The organism is Lactobacillus sp. YT155 (assembly GCF_030504545.1).
Lineage (GTDB): Bacteria > Bacillota > Bacilli > Lactobacillales > Lactobacillaceae > BQUT01.
The window spans coordinates 168,187-183,472 of the sequence record NZ_JAUKWP010000001.1 but is presented as its reverse complement, the minus strand read 5'-3'; the positions used below and the strand labels follow the sequence as shown (position 1 = coordinate 183,472).

Genomic DNA, 15,286 nt, shown 5'->3' with positions numbered 1-15,286 from the left:
AATCAATAACCTCTTCTGCAAATTATTTGATAACTTAAGACTAATTCTAGCTTCTTTTACCAAAGTTTACCAATAAAATCATTAATTATTCTTTAATAAGATCAATTTTATTAAAAACTACAGTTTGGTCTTTCATTGATATTTTTCCAACTTCGTAGCCATAATCACGAAGTTCTTTTTTAGCATTTAAAAAAGAATGATCGATGGGAACGTGTCCTAACTCTTCAATACCTGAAAAGGAAAGTCGAAATGTTGGGCGACCATCTTTTTGAATCTCTTGCCACAATAAATCGTACTTACTCATATCATTTTCCTCATTCAAAAATTATTTAACAAAAGGAATGTGGTTCTTGATGGTAGCTCTAACTTCTTTTACCAAAGTTTGCAAAATAACAGTCACATCGTCACGTTTTTCTTTAGTTGAAGCAGTAATCCAATCAATCATTGGTTCATCAACTTCTTCTTTGAAGGGTCGCTTAATTTCAACTTCACAGTATTTTTGATAAGCATCAATAACTTTCTCACAAGTAGCAGTAGATTGGTTACTTTGTTGACTTACTTTATCTAAAACGTCCATATATTTCATAATTATCCTCAATTCTTAAATTTATTCGATTTTTATACTTTTGATTATACTTTTGATTATAGTTTTATATTAATAGACCGACGGTCTATTGTCAAGTAAAATCATTAATTATTCTTTAAGATGATTAAATTTTGCTTATGGTTAGCTTTGCACTCATGAATATTGAGTTAAATTATATTTAGGAGAGTGTAGAATTATGGAGAGAAATTACGACGGAATTGATTTAATGAAATTTATTGGGGCTATTTTTATTGTTGGAATTAACTCATCTGCTTTTTCAGATGTTAATCCAATGATAAATGACGTACTATTCCAAGGAATTGGACGTCTAGCATTCCCATTATTTTTTGTGGCGTCGGGATTCTTTCTTAGTAAGAAGATTCAAAAAGATAAAACTCAAACTAACGAAATAGTCGCTAGCTATACAAAACGAATCGGCTTGATTTTTATTTTCTGGTTACTCTTTAACTGGAAATGGGTTTGGGAATCCTGGTTCAGCAATACGACCGGTGTGTTCGATGAAAGTAATGTGTTCAAATTCCTAGTCGATATTGCTACACAATCAACGTACAGCGGATCATGGTATTTAGCTGCATGTATCATCGCTGCGGTATTATACTTTGTAGTCTTTAAAAAATTTGCCGTTTGGTTTAAAACATTCTTAGCCGCATTAATCTTTTTGGCAGTTGCGACATTTACTATGAAAGTTAACAATCCAATTGTTTTCTATATTAAAGATGTTTTAGCACCACCTGTAACACTATTAATGGGACCAATTTATTTTGCTGTAGGTGATATCATTGCTCGCGATAAAGTAGATAGCATCCGTTCTAACCGTGGTGTGTATTGGTTAGGATTAATGGTTTCGTTGATGCTTTGGGGTGTGGAACTATATATGAAACGGGGATTTTTAATCTCCACCGATCAGTTATTCATCTACCCAGTAATTTGCTACTTTATTTTCAGTCTATTGTTAACAATCAAGATGGATATTCCTTACGCCTTTGAAATGAGAAAAATCAGTTCGGTGATGTATTTAACTCAATTTTCATTTATGTTTTTAAATCAATCATTCCTAAACGTGACAGGAACAGTAAACTTTTCATTAGTTTTCTTCGAGTCATTGGCATTAGGGATTGTATTACTAAAACTTCGTAAACTAAATGAATTCAAATGGTTGGATCTTGCCTACTAAGGGCAAGATTTTTTATTCGATTTTTCGTGAATAAATACTAATTTATGAGTGAAATGTTCGTAAAATTAGTTTATAATTGTCATCAAAAGACATAATCTGTGAGGGATTTTGATGAAAATACGAAGAAGCGAACGATTAATTGATATTACAAATTATCTTTTAAGTAATCCACATACTTTGATTCCACTGACTTACTTTGCAAAACGCTATGATTCAGCGAAGTCTTCAATTAGCGAAGATTTAGGAATTGTGAAGAAGACTTTCTTAAAACGAGGCATTGGCTTTTTAGAAACACTACCAGGTGCCGGTGGTGGGGTTATTTATACTCCAGCCGTAAATAAAGAAGTTGCTCAAGATTTTATTAATCAAATGGTAGAAACAGTTTCTGATTCAAGAAGATTATTGCCAGGTGGTTATGTTTACCTTTCAGATATCTTGGGATCACCAGAAACATTGAGAAAAATTGGGGCAATTATTGCCACTCAATATGCCAATGATAATGTTGATGCGGTTATGACTGTCGCTACGAAAGGAATTCCGATTGCTCAAAGTGTTGCAATGTATCTAAATGTTCCTTTTGTCATTGTTCGCCGCGATTCAAAAATCACTGAAGGTTCAACTGTTAGTGTCAATTACGTCTCTGGTTCTTCAAGTCGAATTGAAAAAATGGAGCTTTCCAAACGTAGTTTGGCCGAAAACTCACGTGTTCTAGTCGTTGATGACTTTATGAAAGGTGGGGGAACTGTCAGCGGAATGGACGGAATGATTAAGGAATTTAATTCCGAATTAGTTGGTGTCACTGTATTTGCTGAATCACCACAAGAAGTGAAGAACTTAGATTTCAAGACAACTTCATTAATCAAAGTTAAAAAAATTGATACAGAAAAACAAGAATTACAGGTTGAAAAAGGTAACTACCTTGATAATGTCAACGCTGATAATTTTTCATAGTTAAATTGAAGGCTCGTTGTTGAGAGAAATGTCTTTCTAAGGTATTATTTATAAGGAAAGATTTGATCAAAACGAGCCTTTTTGATGTTAGGAGATATTTTACATGAATGATCGATTTGTCATCATTTTAGCTGCCGGTAAAGGTACGCGAATGAAATCCAAATTATACAAGGTTTTACACCCGGTTTGTGGAAAGCCAATGGTTGATTATGTTTTAACTCAGGTTGAAGCATTGAGTCCTGAAAAAGTGGTTACAATCGTTGGAGAAGGCCATGAACAAATTGAATCAGTTTTGGGAGATCGCAGTGACTATGCAGTTCAAGAGGAACAATTAGGAACTGGACATGCGGTTTTACAGGCTGAAGATCTTTTGAAAGAAAAAACTGGAACTACTTTAGTGATTAGTGGTGATACACCATTATTTACTAAAGAAACTTTAGATAAACTTTTCAGTTTTCATGAGGAACAAAAAGCACAGGTTACAGTCTTAACTGCTAAGACTTCTGAACCATTTGGTTATGGACGTGTGATTCGTGGAGCTGATGGACAAGTCGACAAAATTGTCGAACAAAAAGATACGAATGAACAAGAAGCTCTAGTTGAAGAGATTAACACTGGGGTATATTGCTTCGATAATCAAACACTATTCCAAAGACTACATGAAGTTGGTAATAATAATGCTCAAAGTGAGTATTACTTACCTGATGTTGTCGAAATTATTAAAAAAGTCGGTGGAAAAATTGCCGCTTATCAAATGGATAATTTTGATGAATCTATGGGTGTTAATGACCGAGTGGCTTTGAGTCGAACACAGGCTATGATGCAACGAAGAATCAATGAACAGCACATGCGAAATGGTGTCACCATCGTTGATCCAACTAATACATACATTGATATTGATGTTGAAATTGGTAGTGATACGGTAGTCGAACCAAATACAAAGATTTTTGGTAAAACAACAATCGGCTCAAACTGTTTAATTGGTAGTGGTAGTCGAATTGAAGATTCACAAATCGGTAATAATATCAAAATTATAAGTTCAACAATCGAAGAATCAAAAATGGCAGATGGAAGTAATTGCGGACCCAATAGTCACTTACGGCCAGCAACAGAATTAGGTGAAGATGTTCACATCGGAAACTTCTGTGAATTGAAGAACGTTCAAGTAGGTCCACGTACTAAGATTGGTCATCTAACGTATGTTGGTGATGCAACCCTAGGTAGTGATATCAATGTCGGTTGTGGAGTGGTTTTTGTTAACTTCGACGGTGTGCAGAAATTCCACAGTGAAATTGGCAGTCATACCTTTATTGGTAGTAATTCTAATATTGTTAGTCCCGTTAAAGTTTCTGACCACGCCTTTATTGCGGCCGGATCAACAATTACTGACGATGTTCCTTATCATGCTATGGCAATTGCTAGACAAAGACAGACTAACAAGGAAGATTTCTGGCAACGACTATCAGTTTCTGACAGTGAAGAATGGAATAAATAATTTGGAGATATTATGAAAAAGACAAATAACGAAACTCGCCCCTTAAAAATTTTTGCTCTTAACTCAAACAAACCTTTGGCTGAAAAGATTGCCCAATCAATGGGTGTCGAATTAGGTAAATCATCAGTTACTAAATTCAGTGATGGTGAAATTCAAATTAATATTGAAGAAAGTATTCGTGGTGCTGAAGTATTTTTAGTTCAATCAACTTCAGACCCCGTCAACGATAATTTGATGGAACTTCTTATCATGGTTGATGCTTTACGTCGTGCTTCAGCTTCAATGATTAACGTAGTTATTCCATATTATGGATATGCTCGACAAGATCGTAAAGCTCGTTCACGTGAACCAATCACCGCTAAGTTGGTCGCTAATATGTTGGAACGTGATGGTGTCGACCGTGTCTTAGCACTTGATTTACATGCTGCTCAAATTCAAGGATTCTTCGATATTCCAGTTGACCATTTGATGGGAGCCGGATTATTGGCAGACTATTTCTTGAAGCAAGGTTTAGAAGAAGATGCAGTAGTTGTTTCACCCGATCATGGTGGAGTTACTCGTGCTAGAAAACTAGCCGAGTTCTTGAAGACACCGATTGCTATTATCGACAAACGTCGTCCCAAAGCTAACGTAGCTGAGGTTATGAATATCATTGGGGATGTTTCTGGTAAACGTGCAATTATTATCGATGATATGATTGATACTGCTGGAACACTAACATTGGCATCACAAGCGTTGATTGATGCTGGAGCTAAAGAAGTTTATGCATGTTGTACACATCCAGTTCTTTCTGGACCAGCCATCAAGCGTATTACTGAATCACCAATCAAACAATTGATTGTAACTGATTCAATTAACTTACCAGAAGAAAAACAAATTGATAAAATGGTTCAAATTTCAGTTGGACCTTTAATTGGGGACGCGATTTTACGAATTCACAACAATGAACCAGTAAGTCCGTTATTTGCAACAAGATTTAAGAGTAAATAAAAAAGACATCGAAAGATGTCTTTTTTATTTTTGATTTTCTTTTAATAAATCACGAATTTCGATTAGATAATCATCAGTTGTTTTAACGTTTGCTTGTTCCTCTTCTTCGTTCTTCTTACCAATTGAGCGCATCTTATTGATTGCCTTAACAATAAGGAAGATAACGAACATGATAATAAGAAATTCGATGATTGAGTTGATGAAGGCACCAATTTTGAAATTAGCATCACCAATTTTCCAAACGATTGAGGATAGATCAACTTGACCAAGAAAAATTCCGATTAGCGGATTAATAAGGTTGGTAACTAATGAACTAGTTAAGTCCTTGAAAACACCACCAACAATAACACCAACTGCCAAGTCAACGACACTACCTTTTGAAATAAACTCTTTAAATTCGTTTAAAAATCCCTTCATTATACTTTCCTCCTAAGAAATAATTACCATTTGAATAATAGCAAAATAATCACTGCAAATTATTATAGCAAAATAGCTTCGCGGTGTTAAATAAAAAAAGTTCACTTTTGTGAACTTTTTAAACTAATTCTTCATTATTAATATGTGATTGGAATTCATCGTAATATTCGTCAAAAATGCTGTTACGGGTTGCAGTCAACATTTTCTTTGGGAAATACAAGCGTTCATCAATTTCAATTTTGTCAGAAATTGAAGCAACTAAAGTGCTAAGGGTCGATAGTTCATCCAAACGTCCATCTTCTTGAAGAATTTCAATTGGTGTCTTTGGTTCGTTAAAGGCATCGTAAGGCACGTCGGAACTACTATTGATAGCAGTGTAATAATCCTTATCGAAGCCACATTTTTCAACCAAGTCCTCCATCAATGGCACTAATTCCTTATTTGAATCGTCGAATTTCACAGATTTAAGTGGGCGACGATTTAAGAATCTTTTGGCTAAATCACGAAGAGTTTCATCAGGATGATTACTCCAGACGTTGAAATATGTATTCAAAACACCGTCATCTAATTTTAGATAGTCATCAATCGAAACATTCTTTTCAAAGAATGGAATCAATAGACTTGGCATATCAAAGCCTTCCATCTGGCCTTCTTCATAGAGGCAGTTAGCACACTTCAATAAGTTAGTAAGCACAACTTCCATTCCTCGAGAAACAGGGTGGAAATAGATTTGTTGATACATTTGAAATCTGGATAAAATATAATCTTCAACCGCGTGCATACCGTCAGCTTCAAAGGCAATGCCATCTCTATAAGGGCGCATTACTCGTAAGATTCTGGTTAAATCAAACATTCCATAATTTGTGCCTGTATTGTAAGCATCTCTAAGTAAATAGTCCATGCGATCGGCATCTAATTGACTAGAAATCATCTGGACGACTTGTGGATTTGGATAAGTTTTTTCAATCACGCTGGCGACTCTTTGTGGAAAATCAGGAGCAACATTGGTTAAAACTGAGTTAATATCAGTTCTTCCAGTAATGATTTTCTGGGTCCATTTTTCATGATCAGTTTGAAAAATATGTTCAAATGAATGTGAGTAAGGACCATGACCAACGTCGTGTAACAATGCAGCACAGAGAGCTACTAGACGTTCGTCATCATTCCACAAACCATCACCGTCAGTTTTGGTAGGATAATTTCTTTGAAAATTGTTACAGATTTGACGAGTAATTTCGTAGACACCCAAACTGTGAGCAAAACGAGTATGCTCAGCACCATGAAAAGTGAAAGAAGAAGTTCCTAATTGCTTAATTCTTCGTAAACGCTGAAATTCTTTGGTATTAATCAAATCAAGAATGACTTGGTGTTCAATGTGAATATAATTGTGAACCGGGTCACGAAAGACTTTTTCACGGGGCAAATAAATAATATTATCCATTGTGTTACCTCTGATCAATAATTTTTTCGTTGCGAATTGCCAAATCTTCGAGTGCTGCAGTTAAATAATCTTGATACTCATTAGTTTGAGTATACAAGGAAACTTGCTGTGAGTCGAATTGATATTGAGGACTTAATGTAGTGAGAATCTTTTCTTTTACTTCCTCAACGCTCAATTTCTCATCTAGTAACTGATCCAAGTTATCCATTACCTGTGGGTCAACTTCTGGATAAGAAAAGTTTTGACTAGGTGGATTGTTACTTACTTCATAGAAATGTTTAATCAGATTACTTCTGTTGTCCTGATTGCCAGTAATACTTAAATAGATCATCACGACGATTCCGTTAGTTGTTCGACGTTGAGAAATACCCGCGAATTTCTTACCATCAATACTAAGATCAAAATCTCCAGGACAATAAGAATCAGGGATTTCTTTGACATCCATCTTCTTGTCGGGGAAAGTATCTTGGATTAAGTCGGCCATCAATTGATAAGCTTCATTTATAGATAAATCATATTTTTTTCGCGGCAAGAAAAGTGAGATATTTAAAACTTCACTGTCGCAAACAACGGCTAAGCCACCAGAATTGCGAACGAAATAAGGATAAATTTGCTCAGTCAGATATGATAAACCAGCGGGCAAATTTGGTAGACGTTGATCGCTCATTCCTAAAATAACCGTCTGGTCCATCGTCCAAAAATGAATTATTGGCTGTTCACCTAAAGTTTTTAGGAGCGCATTGGTTTCCGCAAAAGGTAAATATATTTTATTTGGTTGTTTGTAGTCTTGGTCGTATAATAATAAAGTATTTGACACAATATTCTCCTAATAGTTAACTAATTATATTATATAAGAAAGTTTTAGTGAAATGAGTCGTTCTCAAGAAATTCAAGTAAAATTAACAACTAAGATAGTTCAAGATGAACAAGTGAATAACCATCTAATCGAAAATTCTGGGACTATGCAGATAAACGATGATCGAATCGTGATCGAATTCTGGGATAGTAATTCAGAAGGCGATTTTTTGATTCGCTTTGATTTACTAAACGAAGGTGGAGTTTTGTTAAATCGTTCATCCAAAGACCGACAGAATATGTCCGACTTTTATTTTCAAGAGGGACAAGAAAAAGAAGTCTTATATAAGACTGTCTATGGAACAACGAATATGGTCGCTGAAACACAAGATATTAAATTTGAAATTGATTCAAATTTTGAATCAGGACAAGTTGAAATTAATTATCGACTATTTAATCAGCAAGAATTGCTGGGAGAATATAACTTACGATTGATTTTTTCGGTATAAATAGGTTACTATTATTAGAAGGCTGTTTGAAAGGACGTGGACCCGTGAAACTAGATATGTTTGATGGTCAAATCAAAGATGAATTATCAATGATTGAGGTTGCATACGCAATCCTTGAACAAAAAGAAGAAGCTATTGCTTTTCCTGATTTGGTAAATATGATCCAAGAATTCTTGGAGAAAAAAGATGTGGATGTTAGAGAACAACTTCCACAATTCTATACGGATTTAAATAATGATGGTAGTTTCATCTCATTAGGCGACAACGTATGGGCATTACGTAAATGGTATGCTGTTGATTCAATTGATGAAGAAGTTAACCATCCTGAAGATGTTGGTGACGAACCTTCAATCAATACAGGATCAAAAGTTAACGCCTTCTTGAACGATGAAACTGAAGACGATGATGTTGTTGACTACGATGATGAAGACGACGAAGACGATGATGTAGCTGTTGGTAGCAGTGATAGTCCTGACTTATCTAAGTTTACTAGTACCGACCTAACATTAGACGACGAAGATGACGACGACAAGAGCGACGATCTTCCAGACGGAATTGAAGGGCAATTATCTGAATTCGATGATGACGAAGAAGAAGACATCGATTTGGATGAAGAAGACGATGACGACGAATAAATAATAAATTTTATTTGACGAATTACTCATTCCCACGTATTATATTGTTTGGGCTCTTATGAGAGGCTTAAGTAAACAAGCTCCCTGTTCATTTTGAATAGGGAGCTTGTTTTATGTTAGTAGCTAAACGCCACCTTACTAAGATAAAGGAAGGATCGATATTATGACTAAATACATTTTTGTTACTGGAGGAGTTGTTTCATCCTTAGGAAAAGGTATTGTAGCAGCTTCATTAGGAAGATTATTGAAAAATAGAGGATTGAAAATTACTGTTCAAAAATTTGATCCCTATATAAATGTCGACCCTGGAACTATGTCACCATATCAACATGGTGAAGTATTTGTAACCGATGATGGTACTGAAACCGATTTGGATTTGGGCCATTATGAAAGATTTATCGATAACAACTTGAACAAATATTCCAACGTTACGACTGGAAAAATTTATTCAGAAGTTATCAAAAAAGAACGTCGTGGAGATTACCAAGGAGCAACTGTTCAGGTAATTCCTCACATTACCAACATGATTAAAGAAAAAATCATGCGTGCTGCCACAACCACTGATTCGGATGTAATTATTACTGAAATTGGTGGAACAGTTGGTGACATCGAATCACTTCCATATCTAGAAGCAATTCGTCAGATGAAAGCGGAAGTAGGTAGTGATAACTGTATTTATATTCATACAACGTTATTACCATACTTGCGTGCAGCAGATGAAATGAAAACTAAACCAACTCAACATTCTGTAAAAGAATTACGTGGATTAGGTATTCAACCTAATATTTTGGTAGTAAGAACTGAAAAAGAAGTTCCTGAATCAATGAAAGAAAAGATTGCTGCCTTCTGTGATGTTTCTCCAAAAGCAGTTATCGAATCACGTGACGTAGATACTCTTTATTCAATTCCATTGAACCTTGAAAAACAAGATATGGACGATATTGTCTGTGATTACTTGCATCTGGATACTCCAAAAGCTGACATGAAGGATTGGGAGAATTTGGAACAACGTGTGTTGAACTTGAAACATACTACCAATATCACCCTGGTTGGAAAATATGTTGAGTTGCAAGATGCCTATATTTCTGTAACCGAAGCTTTGAAGCATGCTGGATTCTACTACAATTCAGATATTAAAATTACTAAAGTAAAAGCTGAAGATATTAACAAAGATAACGTTGCTGAGATTCTTAAAGATACCGACGGATTAATCGTTCCCGGTGGATTTGGTGATCGTGGTCTTGAAGGTATGATTGAATCAATTCGCTATGCTAGAGAAAACGACTTACCATTCTTGGGAATTTGTCTAGGTATGCAAATGGCATGTATCGAATTTGCCCGTGATGTGGTGGGCTTAAAGGATGCAACTAGTGGTGAAGTTGATGAGAATGCTGAGGACAAGATTATTGACTTGATGGCTGATCAACATGGTGTAGAAAATATCGGTGGAACTTTACGATTAGGTCTATATCCATGTAAGCTAAAAGATGGATCAAAAGCTAAAGCATTGTATGACAATCAAGATGAAATTAATGAACGTCATCGTCATCGTTATGAATTCAATAACGACTATCGTCAAGTATTTGAAGACAAAGGATTTGTTTTCTCTGGTGTGTCACCAGATGACCGTTTAGTTGAAATCGTAGAAATTCCAAATAACAAATTCTTTGTTGCGGCACAATATCATCCAGAATTCTTATCAAGACCAAGTCGTCCTGAAGGATTATTCAAAGCCTTCATTGGAGCTTCATCAAATCTTGAGAGTTCAGAATTTTAATTGTATGTTGTCCTAAAAATAGGTATATTAAATTAGAGAAGAATATATTATTAAGTTGAGTTAGAAAATGCAAAAAATTATTATTCATGGTGGGAAAACAATTTCAGGAGAAGTAACAATCGGTGGAGCCAAGAACAGTACTGTGGCGATTATTCCTGCTGCCATTTTGTCTGATTCCAAAGTAGTTCTAGACAGTGTTCCACGAATTCGTGACGTTTATAACTTAATGGATATTTTAAGTGACATGAATGTTACCTCTGAGTTCCATGAAGATATTTTGACAATTGATCCAACTAAAATGGAGTTTGGACCATTGCCTCATGACAAAGTGACTTCATTAAGAGCGTCATATTATTTTATGGGGGCTTTGTTAGGTCGCTTCAATAAGGCAGTGGTTGGTCTTCCGGGTGGAGACGATATTGGACCACGTCCAATTGATCAACATATTAAAGGATTTGAAGCATTAGGTGCAACCGTTGAAAACAAAAACGGAAACATTGTTATTGAAGCCAAAGATGGTTTGCATGGAGCAAAGATTTTCTTAGATATGGTTTCAGTTGGAGCTACTATCAATATTATTTTAGCGGCCGTACGTGCTAAAGGAACAACAGTAATTGAAAATGCTGCTAAAGAACCAGAAATTATTGATTTAGCAACCTTCTTAAACAACATGGGTGCACAAATTCGTGGAGCAGGTACGGAAACAATTCGTATTTTGGGAGTTGATTCATTAAAATCACACAACTCACATACAATTATTCCTGATCGAATTGAGGCCGGAACTTATCTTTCAATGGCTGCTGCTGTTGGTGAAGGAGTTCTAATCAAAAACACTATTTCTGAACATTTGGATGCTTACATAGCTAAGCTAGAAGAAATGGGTGTGCAATTAGATATTCGTGAAGATTGTATTTATGTTAACCCCGTTAAGAGCTTAAAGGCTGTTAAAGTTAAAACTATGCCATACCCTGGTTTTGCAACTGACTTACAACAACCAATAACTCCGTTGTTATTGAAAGCTGATGGACAAGGAATTATTGCCGATACCATCTATCCTAAGCGGATTCGTCATATTCCTCAATTAGTGAAGATGGGTGCTGATATTAGTAACGAAAATGATTTGATAATTGTTGGCGAATCTAAACAGCTCCAAGGAGCAACAGTTTCAGCGGATGAAATTAGAGCTGGTGCTTGCTTGTTAATCGCTGGACTAATGGCTAATGGTACAACCGTTATTGAAGATGCAGAAAACATTATGCGCGGATATGACCGAGTAATCTGGAAAATGCGTAATTTAGGTGCTGATGTAACATTAGTGGACGAAGACTAAAGAGCGCGACGAGAAACGTTTAAAAGTCGAGCACTAAGGAAAAAACGAGTTAACTTCGTAAGAAGTTGGCTCGTTTTTTGCTTAGGCGAAGATTTTTNTGTAACATTAGTGGACGAAGACTAAAGAGCGCGACGAGAAACGTTTAAAAGTCGAGCACTAAGGAAAAAACGAGTTAACTTCGTAAGAAGTTGGCTCGTTTTTTGCTTAGGCGAAGATTTTTGTTTCTTGGAGCGCGTTTCAAAACTTTTGCGTAATTTCTTTTTGGTAATAGTTTTGCGTTCCATCGTCCCTCGTCTTAAAAACGAAATGGAGATGGTCGAATGCAAAAAACGTTTAAGGGAATAGCTGATGGGTGATTTATTAATACTCATTATGATTGATTATGTTATCAAACATATCGCCAATGACTTGTTAGATTTAATTGATCGAATAAAAAAAGACTACTTACAGAAGTAGTCGCACTCTCAACGCAGTTCTGTTACCAAGGACACGGTGCAGCTATCACCGTGTCTTTTTTGATTGCATCTAAAGTATAGCACCGTAAAATAATAATCTCAATTGTCAATCTAACAAAAATCTGCTATATTACTATTAATAAATTTAAAGGATGTGAAGCCGTTGAGAAACTAAGTTGAAGACAAAACTAAATATACGAATCAGTATGTTTATTTGCTTTTCAACTTGGTAGTATCAAGGACTCAAAGTCTTATTTGACACTACTTTTGTAGTGTCTTTTTTTTATAGTTGTAAAAGCCTGTATTGATTCGATTCAAACGAGGTGATTTTATGGGAACAATTCAAATACAAAATTTAAGTTTTAAATATCCAAACATGGTTCAAAATTTATTCGACCAAGTTAATCTTCAAATCGACGAATCTTGGAAACTAGGATTAATCGGTCGTAATGGTAGAGGAAAAACGACACTGTTCAAGATTATTCAAGGACAGTTATCCTATCAGGGTGAAATAATTACCAATCTTAATTTTACTTATTTCCCTCAAGAGATTAAAGATAAGAAACAATCTGCTCAGGAAGTAGCTTTACAAATTGCCGGATTGGAAGATTATGATTTGTGGCAAATTCAAGTTGAAATGGCTAAGCTGAATCTGGCTGATGAGATTTTGTTACTTCCATTTCAAGAACTAAGTCCGGGACAACAGACGAAATTGCAATTAGCTGCGATGTTTACCAATCAAAATGATTTTCAACTACTGGATGAGCCAACCAATCATTTGGATATTCAAGGACGGCAGACGGTTGAAAAATACCTACAGGCTAAACAAGGATTCATTGTGATAAGTCACGATCAACAGTTCTTAAACAAAGTTATTGACCATGTGATTTCTATTAACCGCAATGATATCAAAGTTTATCGTGGTAACTTTGATACTTGGCAAGATAATAAAGCCCAACAAGACGAATTTGAACTGCAAGAAAAAAAGAAGTTACAAAAAGAAATAAAAAAATTAAAAGAGTCAGCAGTTAAAAAAGAAAATTGGTCTCAACAAAAAGAGAAAGATAAATACAAAAAACCAGGTATGGAAAATGCCAAACTGGATAAAGGGTTTATCGGCTCTCGAGCGGCCCGAGTAATGAAACGTGCCAAACAAATTGAACAACGAGCTGATAATGACGTGGCGGCTAAAGAAGAACTTCTCAAGAATATTGAAGTTGAAGAACCGTTGCGATTAAATTATCAAGACGATGTGCATACCAAAGAAATTCTAACCGTGAAAGATTTACAATTAAACTTTGATCAAAAAGTCTTGAACAAACCATTAACTTTTAAAATGAAAAAAGGTGAAATTGTTGCCTTGGTAGGAGTGAATGGGACTGGTAAGTCGACTTTTTTGAAAAAGTTACTCCAAATAACGGCTGCGCAAGCAACTGGTGAATATCAATTCAACAAGAACTTAAAAGTTGCGTATTTAAGTCAAGATGCTAATGAATTATCAGGCACCATTTCTGAACTAGCAGAAGAAAAAGATTTATCAGAAACAGATATTTTTAACAATTTACGTAAACTAGGTTTTGAACGTGAATTATTCCATAATCGAGTAGAAACGATGAGCCAAGGGCAAAAAAAGAAAGTCGCGTTAGCAATCACATTGTTAATTCCGGCAGATTTTTATATTTTTGACGAACCCTTGAATTATTTGGATGTCATAACTAGAAGTCAGATTATCGAAGTGATTAAGAAATATCATCCAAGTATGTTGGTGGTAGAACATGACCAAACCTTTATTGATGAAATTGCTGACAAAAAAATTACTTTTGAACCTGGTAATACTATTGAAACTGACGCCTAAACGTGATAAACTCTTTAAATGTCAGTAATTAATCTCTAAATTGGCAAACAGTTTAGGGCAAAGGAGAAATTTATAATGAAAAAAGATTTACATCCAGATTTTCATCCAGTTGTGTTCATGGATTCATCAACTGGTGCAAAATTCCTTGCTGGTTCAACTGTTACTTCAGAAGAAACTGTTGAATTCGAAGGTGCAGAATACCCATTAGTACGTGTTGAAATTTCATCAGATTCACATCCATTCTACACAGGTAAACAAAAATTTGCTCAAGCAGATGGACGTATCGATCGTTTCAACAAAAAATATGGTTTATCAGAAAGCAAATAAACAAACGGCCGCAAGGCTGTTTTTTATTTTGTCCAAAAAATGAATACTTATGGTATTATTTAGGGCATGTAAGGGGAAGAAGTATGATTATTACAAATAAACAATTAACAAAAAATGATTTTGAACAAATAACAAAGATTTGGCTGGACTCTAATTTAGAAGTCCATAATTTTATTAAAAAGAGTTATTGGCTGCGTAATGTTAATTATGTCAAACAAGCATTGCTAAAAGCGGAAATTTTGGCCTACAAAGTAGAAGATGAAATCCTAGGCTTCACCGGAGTTAAAGAGGAATACATCGAAGGACTCTTTGTAGCCGATAGTCAGCGTGGTAAGGGAATTGGGAGTGAACTACTTGCAGAGTTAAAAAATCAGCATGACACTCTGAAACTTTTTGTCTACAAGAAAAATCAAAAAGCTGTAAACTTTTATCTTGCCAAAGATTTTCAAATTTTTAGTGAAGAATTGGAAGAAGAAACTGGAGAATTAAATATCTCTATGTTTTGGAAGAAATAAATAGGCCGAGAAT

General features: G+C 35.2%; 16 protein-coding genes. 11 read left to right on the top strand and 5 right to left on the bottom strand.

Annotation, left to right across the window (positions count from 1 at the left end):
• Positions 1 to 85 precede the first annotated feature (85 nt).
• Together Q2T76_RS00965 and Q2T76_RS00960 are read right to left on the bottom strand one after the other, a co-directional pair.
• A complete protein-coding gene (locus Q2T76_RS00965; protein ID WP_302083249.1) occupies positions 86 to 304 on the bottom strand; it encodes a hypothetical protein in 219 nt (72 codons plus the stop codon).
• Between the two features lie 21 nt (positions 305 to 325).
• Positions 326 to 586 carry a hypothetical protein gene (locus tag Q2T76_RS00960; RefSeq protein WP_302083247.1) on the bottom strand — a complete coding sequence of 87 codons (261 nt, stop codon included), beginning with the start codon at positions 584 to 586 and terminating at the stop codon, positions 326 to 328.
• A 196-nt stretch (positions 587 to 782) separates the two neighbouring features.
• Here Q2T76_RS00960 and Q2T76_RS00955 point away from each other — a divergent pair, with 196 nt between their 5' ends.
• From Q2T76_RS00955 to Q2T76_RS00940, 4 genes are all read left to right on the top strand, one after another.
• Positions 783 to 1,781: an acyltransferase gene (locus tag Q2T76_RS00955; protein ID WP_302083245.1), complete on the top strand. Its 999-nt coding sequence runs from the start codon at positions 783 to 785 to the stop codon at positions 1,779 to 1,781.
• A gap of 111 nt (positions 1,782 to 1,892) precedes the next feature.
• Positions 1,893 to 2,732 (top strand): pur operon repressor, encoded by an 840-nt coding sequence (gene purR / locus Q2T76_RS00950; protein ID WP_302083243.1) that lies wholly within the window; start codon positions 1,893 to 1,895, stop codon positions 2,730 to 2,732.
• Positions 2,733 to 2,835: 103 nt separating this feature from the next.
• Positions 2,836 to 4,227 (top strand): bifunctional UDP-N-acetylglucosamine diphosphorylase/glucosamine-1-phosphate N-acetyltransferase GlmU, encoded by a 1,392-nt coding sequence (gene glmU / locus Q2T76_RS00945; RefSeq protein ID WP_302083240.1) that lies wholly within the window; start codon positions 2,836 to 2,838, stop codon positions 4,225 to 4,227.
• A 12-nt stretch (positions 4,228 to 4,239) separates the two neighbouring features.
• A complete protein-coding gene (locus tag Q2T76_RS00940) occupies positions 4,240 to 5,217 on the top strand; it encodes a ribose-phosphate diphosphokinase (protein WP_302083238.1) in 978 nt (325 codons plus the stop codon).
• Positions 5,218 to 5,241: 24 nt separating this feature from the next.
• On the opposite strand, the gene mscL is transcribed toward Q2T76_RS00940, so the two are convergent.
• From mscL to Q2T76_RS00925, 3 genes are all read right to left on the bottom strand, one after another.
• The gene (mscL, locus tag Q2T76_RS00935; RefSeq protein ID WP_302083236.1) at positions 5,242 to 5,634 is read right to left on the bottom strand and encodes a large conductance mechanosensitive channel protein MscL; all 393 of its coding nucleotides are present in this window, start codon (positions 5,632 to 5,634) and stop codon (positions 5,242 to 5,244) included.
• A gap of 118 nt (positions 5,635 to 5,752) precedes the next feature.
• Positions 5,753 to 7,066: an HD domain-containing protein gene (locus tag Q2T76_RS00930; RefSeq protein WP_302083899.1), complete on the bottom strand. Its 1,314-nt coding sequence runs from the start codon at positions 7,064 to 7,066 to the stop codon at positions 5,753 to 5,755.
• A 13-nt stretch (positions 7,067 to 7,079) separates the two neighbouring features.
• Positions 7,080 to 7,892: a lipoate--protein ligase family protein gene (locus Q2T76_RS00925; protein WP_302083234.1), complete on the bottom strand. Its 813-nt coding sequence runs from the start codon at positions 7,890 to 7,892 to the stop codon at positions 7,080 to 7,082.
• Between the two features lie 52 nt (positions 7,893 to 7,944).
• Here Q2T76_RS00925 and Q2T76_RS00920 point away from each other — a divergent pair, with 52 nt between their 5' ends.
• From Q2T76_RS00920 to Q2T76_RS00890, 7 genes are all read left to right on the top strand, one after another.
• Entirely contained in the window at positions 7,945 to 8,379 is a 435-nt protein-coding gene (locus tag Q2T76_RS00920; RefSeq protein WP_302083232.1) for a DUF1934 domain-containing protein, read from the top strand.
• A 56-nt stretch (positions 8,380 to 8,435) separates the two neighbouring features.
• A complete protein-coding gene (rpoE, locus tag Q2T76_RS00915; protein ID WP_302083897.1) occupies positions 8,436 to 9,014 on the top strand; it encodes a DNA-directed RNA polymerase subunit delta in 579 nt (192 codons plus the stop codon).
• A 163-nt stretch (positions 9,015 to 9,177) separates the two neighbouring features.
• Positions 9,178 to 10,791, top strand: a complete 1,614-nt coding sequence (locus Q2T76_RS00910) for a CTP synthase (RefSeq protein WP_302083230.1) — start codon at positions 9,178 to 9,180, stop codon at positions 10,789 to 10,791.
• A 67-nt stretch (positions 10,792 to 10,858) separates the two neighbouring features.
• The gene (locus Q2T76_RS00905; protein ID WP_302083228.1) at positions 10,859 to 12,121 is read left to right on the top strand and encodes a UDP-N-acetylglucosamine 1-carboxyvinyltransferase; all 1,263 of its coding nucleotides are present in this window, start codon (positions 10,859 to 10,861) and stop codon (positions 12,119 to 12,121) included.
• Between the two features lie 786 nt (positions 12,122 to 12,907).
• Positions 12,908 to 14,431 carry a ribosomal protection-like ABC-F family protein gene (gene abc-f, locus Q2T76_RS00900; RefSeq protein WP_302083227.1) on the top strand — a complete coding sequence of 508 codons (1,524 nt, stop codon included), beginning with the start codon at positions 12,908 to 12,910 and terminating at the stop codon, positions 14,429 to 14,431.
• 75 nt (positions 14,432 to 14,506) lie between these two features.
• Positions 14,507 to 14,758: a type B 50S ribosomal protein L31 gene (locus Q2T76_RS00895; RefSeq protein ID WP_302083224.1), complete on the top strand. Its 252-nt coding sequence runs from the start codon at positions 14,507 to 14,509 to the stop codon at positions 14,756 to 14,758.
• A gap of 83 nt (positions 14,759 to 14,841) precedes the next feature.
• A complete protein-coding gene (locus Q2T76_RS00890) occupies positions 14,842 to 15,273 on the top strand; it encodes a GNAT family N-acetyltransferase (RefSeq protein WP_302083222.1) in 432 nt (143 codons plus the stop codon).
• Positions 15,274 to 15,286: the final 13 nt, after the last annotated feature.

What these genes read in the sequence shown, in the direction of transcription:
- Q2T76_RS00965 (WP_302083249.1), bottom strand. Translation starts at nt 304, where the DNA reads ATGAGTAAGTACGATTTATTGTGGCAAGAGATTCAAAAAGATGGTCGC.
- glmU (WP_302083240.1), top strand. Translation starts at nt 2,836, where the DNA reads ATGAATGATCGATTTGTCATCATTTTAGCTGCCGGTAAAGGTACGCGA.
- Q2T76_RS00895 (WP_302083224.1), top strand. Translation starts at nt 14,507, where the DNA reads ATGAAAAAAGATTTACATCCAGATTTTCATCCAGTTGTGTTCATGGAT.
- purR (WP_302083243.1), top strand. Translation starts at nt 1,893, where the DNA reads ATGAAAATACGAAGAAGCGAACGATTAATTGATATTACAAATTATCTT.
- mscL (WP_302083236.1), bottom strand. Translation starts at nt 5,634, where the DNA reads ATGAAGGGATTTTTAAACGAATTTAAAGAGTTTATTTCAAAAGGTAGT.
- Q2T76_RS00960 (WP_302083247.1), bottom strand. Translation starts at nt 586, where the DNA reads ATGAAATATATGGACGTTTTAGATAAAGTAAGTCAACAAAGTAACCAA.
- abc-f (WP_302083227.1), top strand. Translation starts at nt 12,908, where the DNA reads ATGGGAACAATTCAAATACAAAATTTAAGTTTTAAATATCCAAACATG.
- Q2T76_RS00920 (WP_302083232.1), top strand. Translation starts at nt 7,945, where the DNA reads ATGAGTCGTTCTCAAGAAATTCAAGTAAAATTAACAACTAAGATAGTT.
- rpoE (WP_302083897.1), top strand. Translation starts at nt 8,436, where the DNA reads ATGTTTGATGGTCAAATCAAAGATGAATTATCAATGATTGAGGTTGCA.
- Q2T76_RS00955 (WP_302083245.1), top strand. Translation starts at nt 783, where the DNA reads ATGGAGAGAAATTACGACGGAATTGATTTAATGAAATTTATTGGGGCT.
- Q2T76_RS00910 (WP_302083230.1), top strand. Translation starts at nt 9,178, where the DNA reads ATGACTAAATACATTTTTGTTACTGGAGGAGTTGTTTCATCCTTAGGA.
- Q2T76_RS00905 (WP_302083228.1), top strand. Translation starts at nt 10,859, where the DNA reads ATGCAAAAAATTATTATTCATGGTGGGAAAACAATTTCAGGAGAAGTA.
- Q2T76_RS00940 (WP_302083238.1), top strand. Translation starts at nt 4,240, where the DNA reads ATGAAAAAGACAAATAACGAAACTCGCCCCTTAAAAATTTTTGCTCTT.
- Q2T76_RS00890 (WP_302083222.1), top strand. Translation starts at nt 14,842, where the DNA reads ATGATTATTACAAATAAACAATTAACAAAAAATGATTTTGAACAAATA.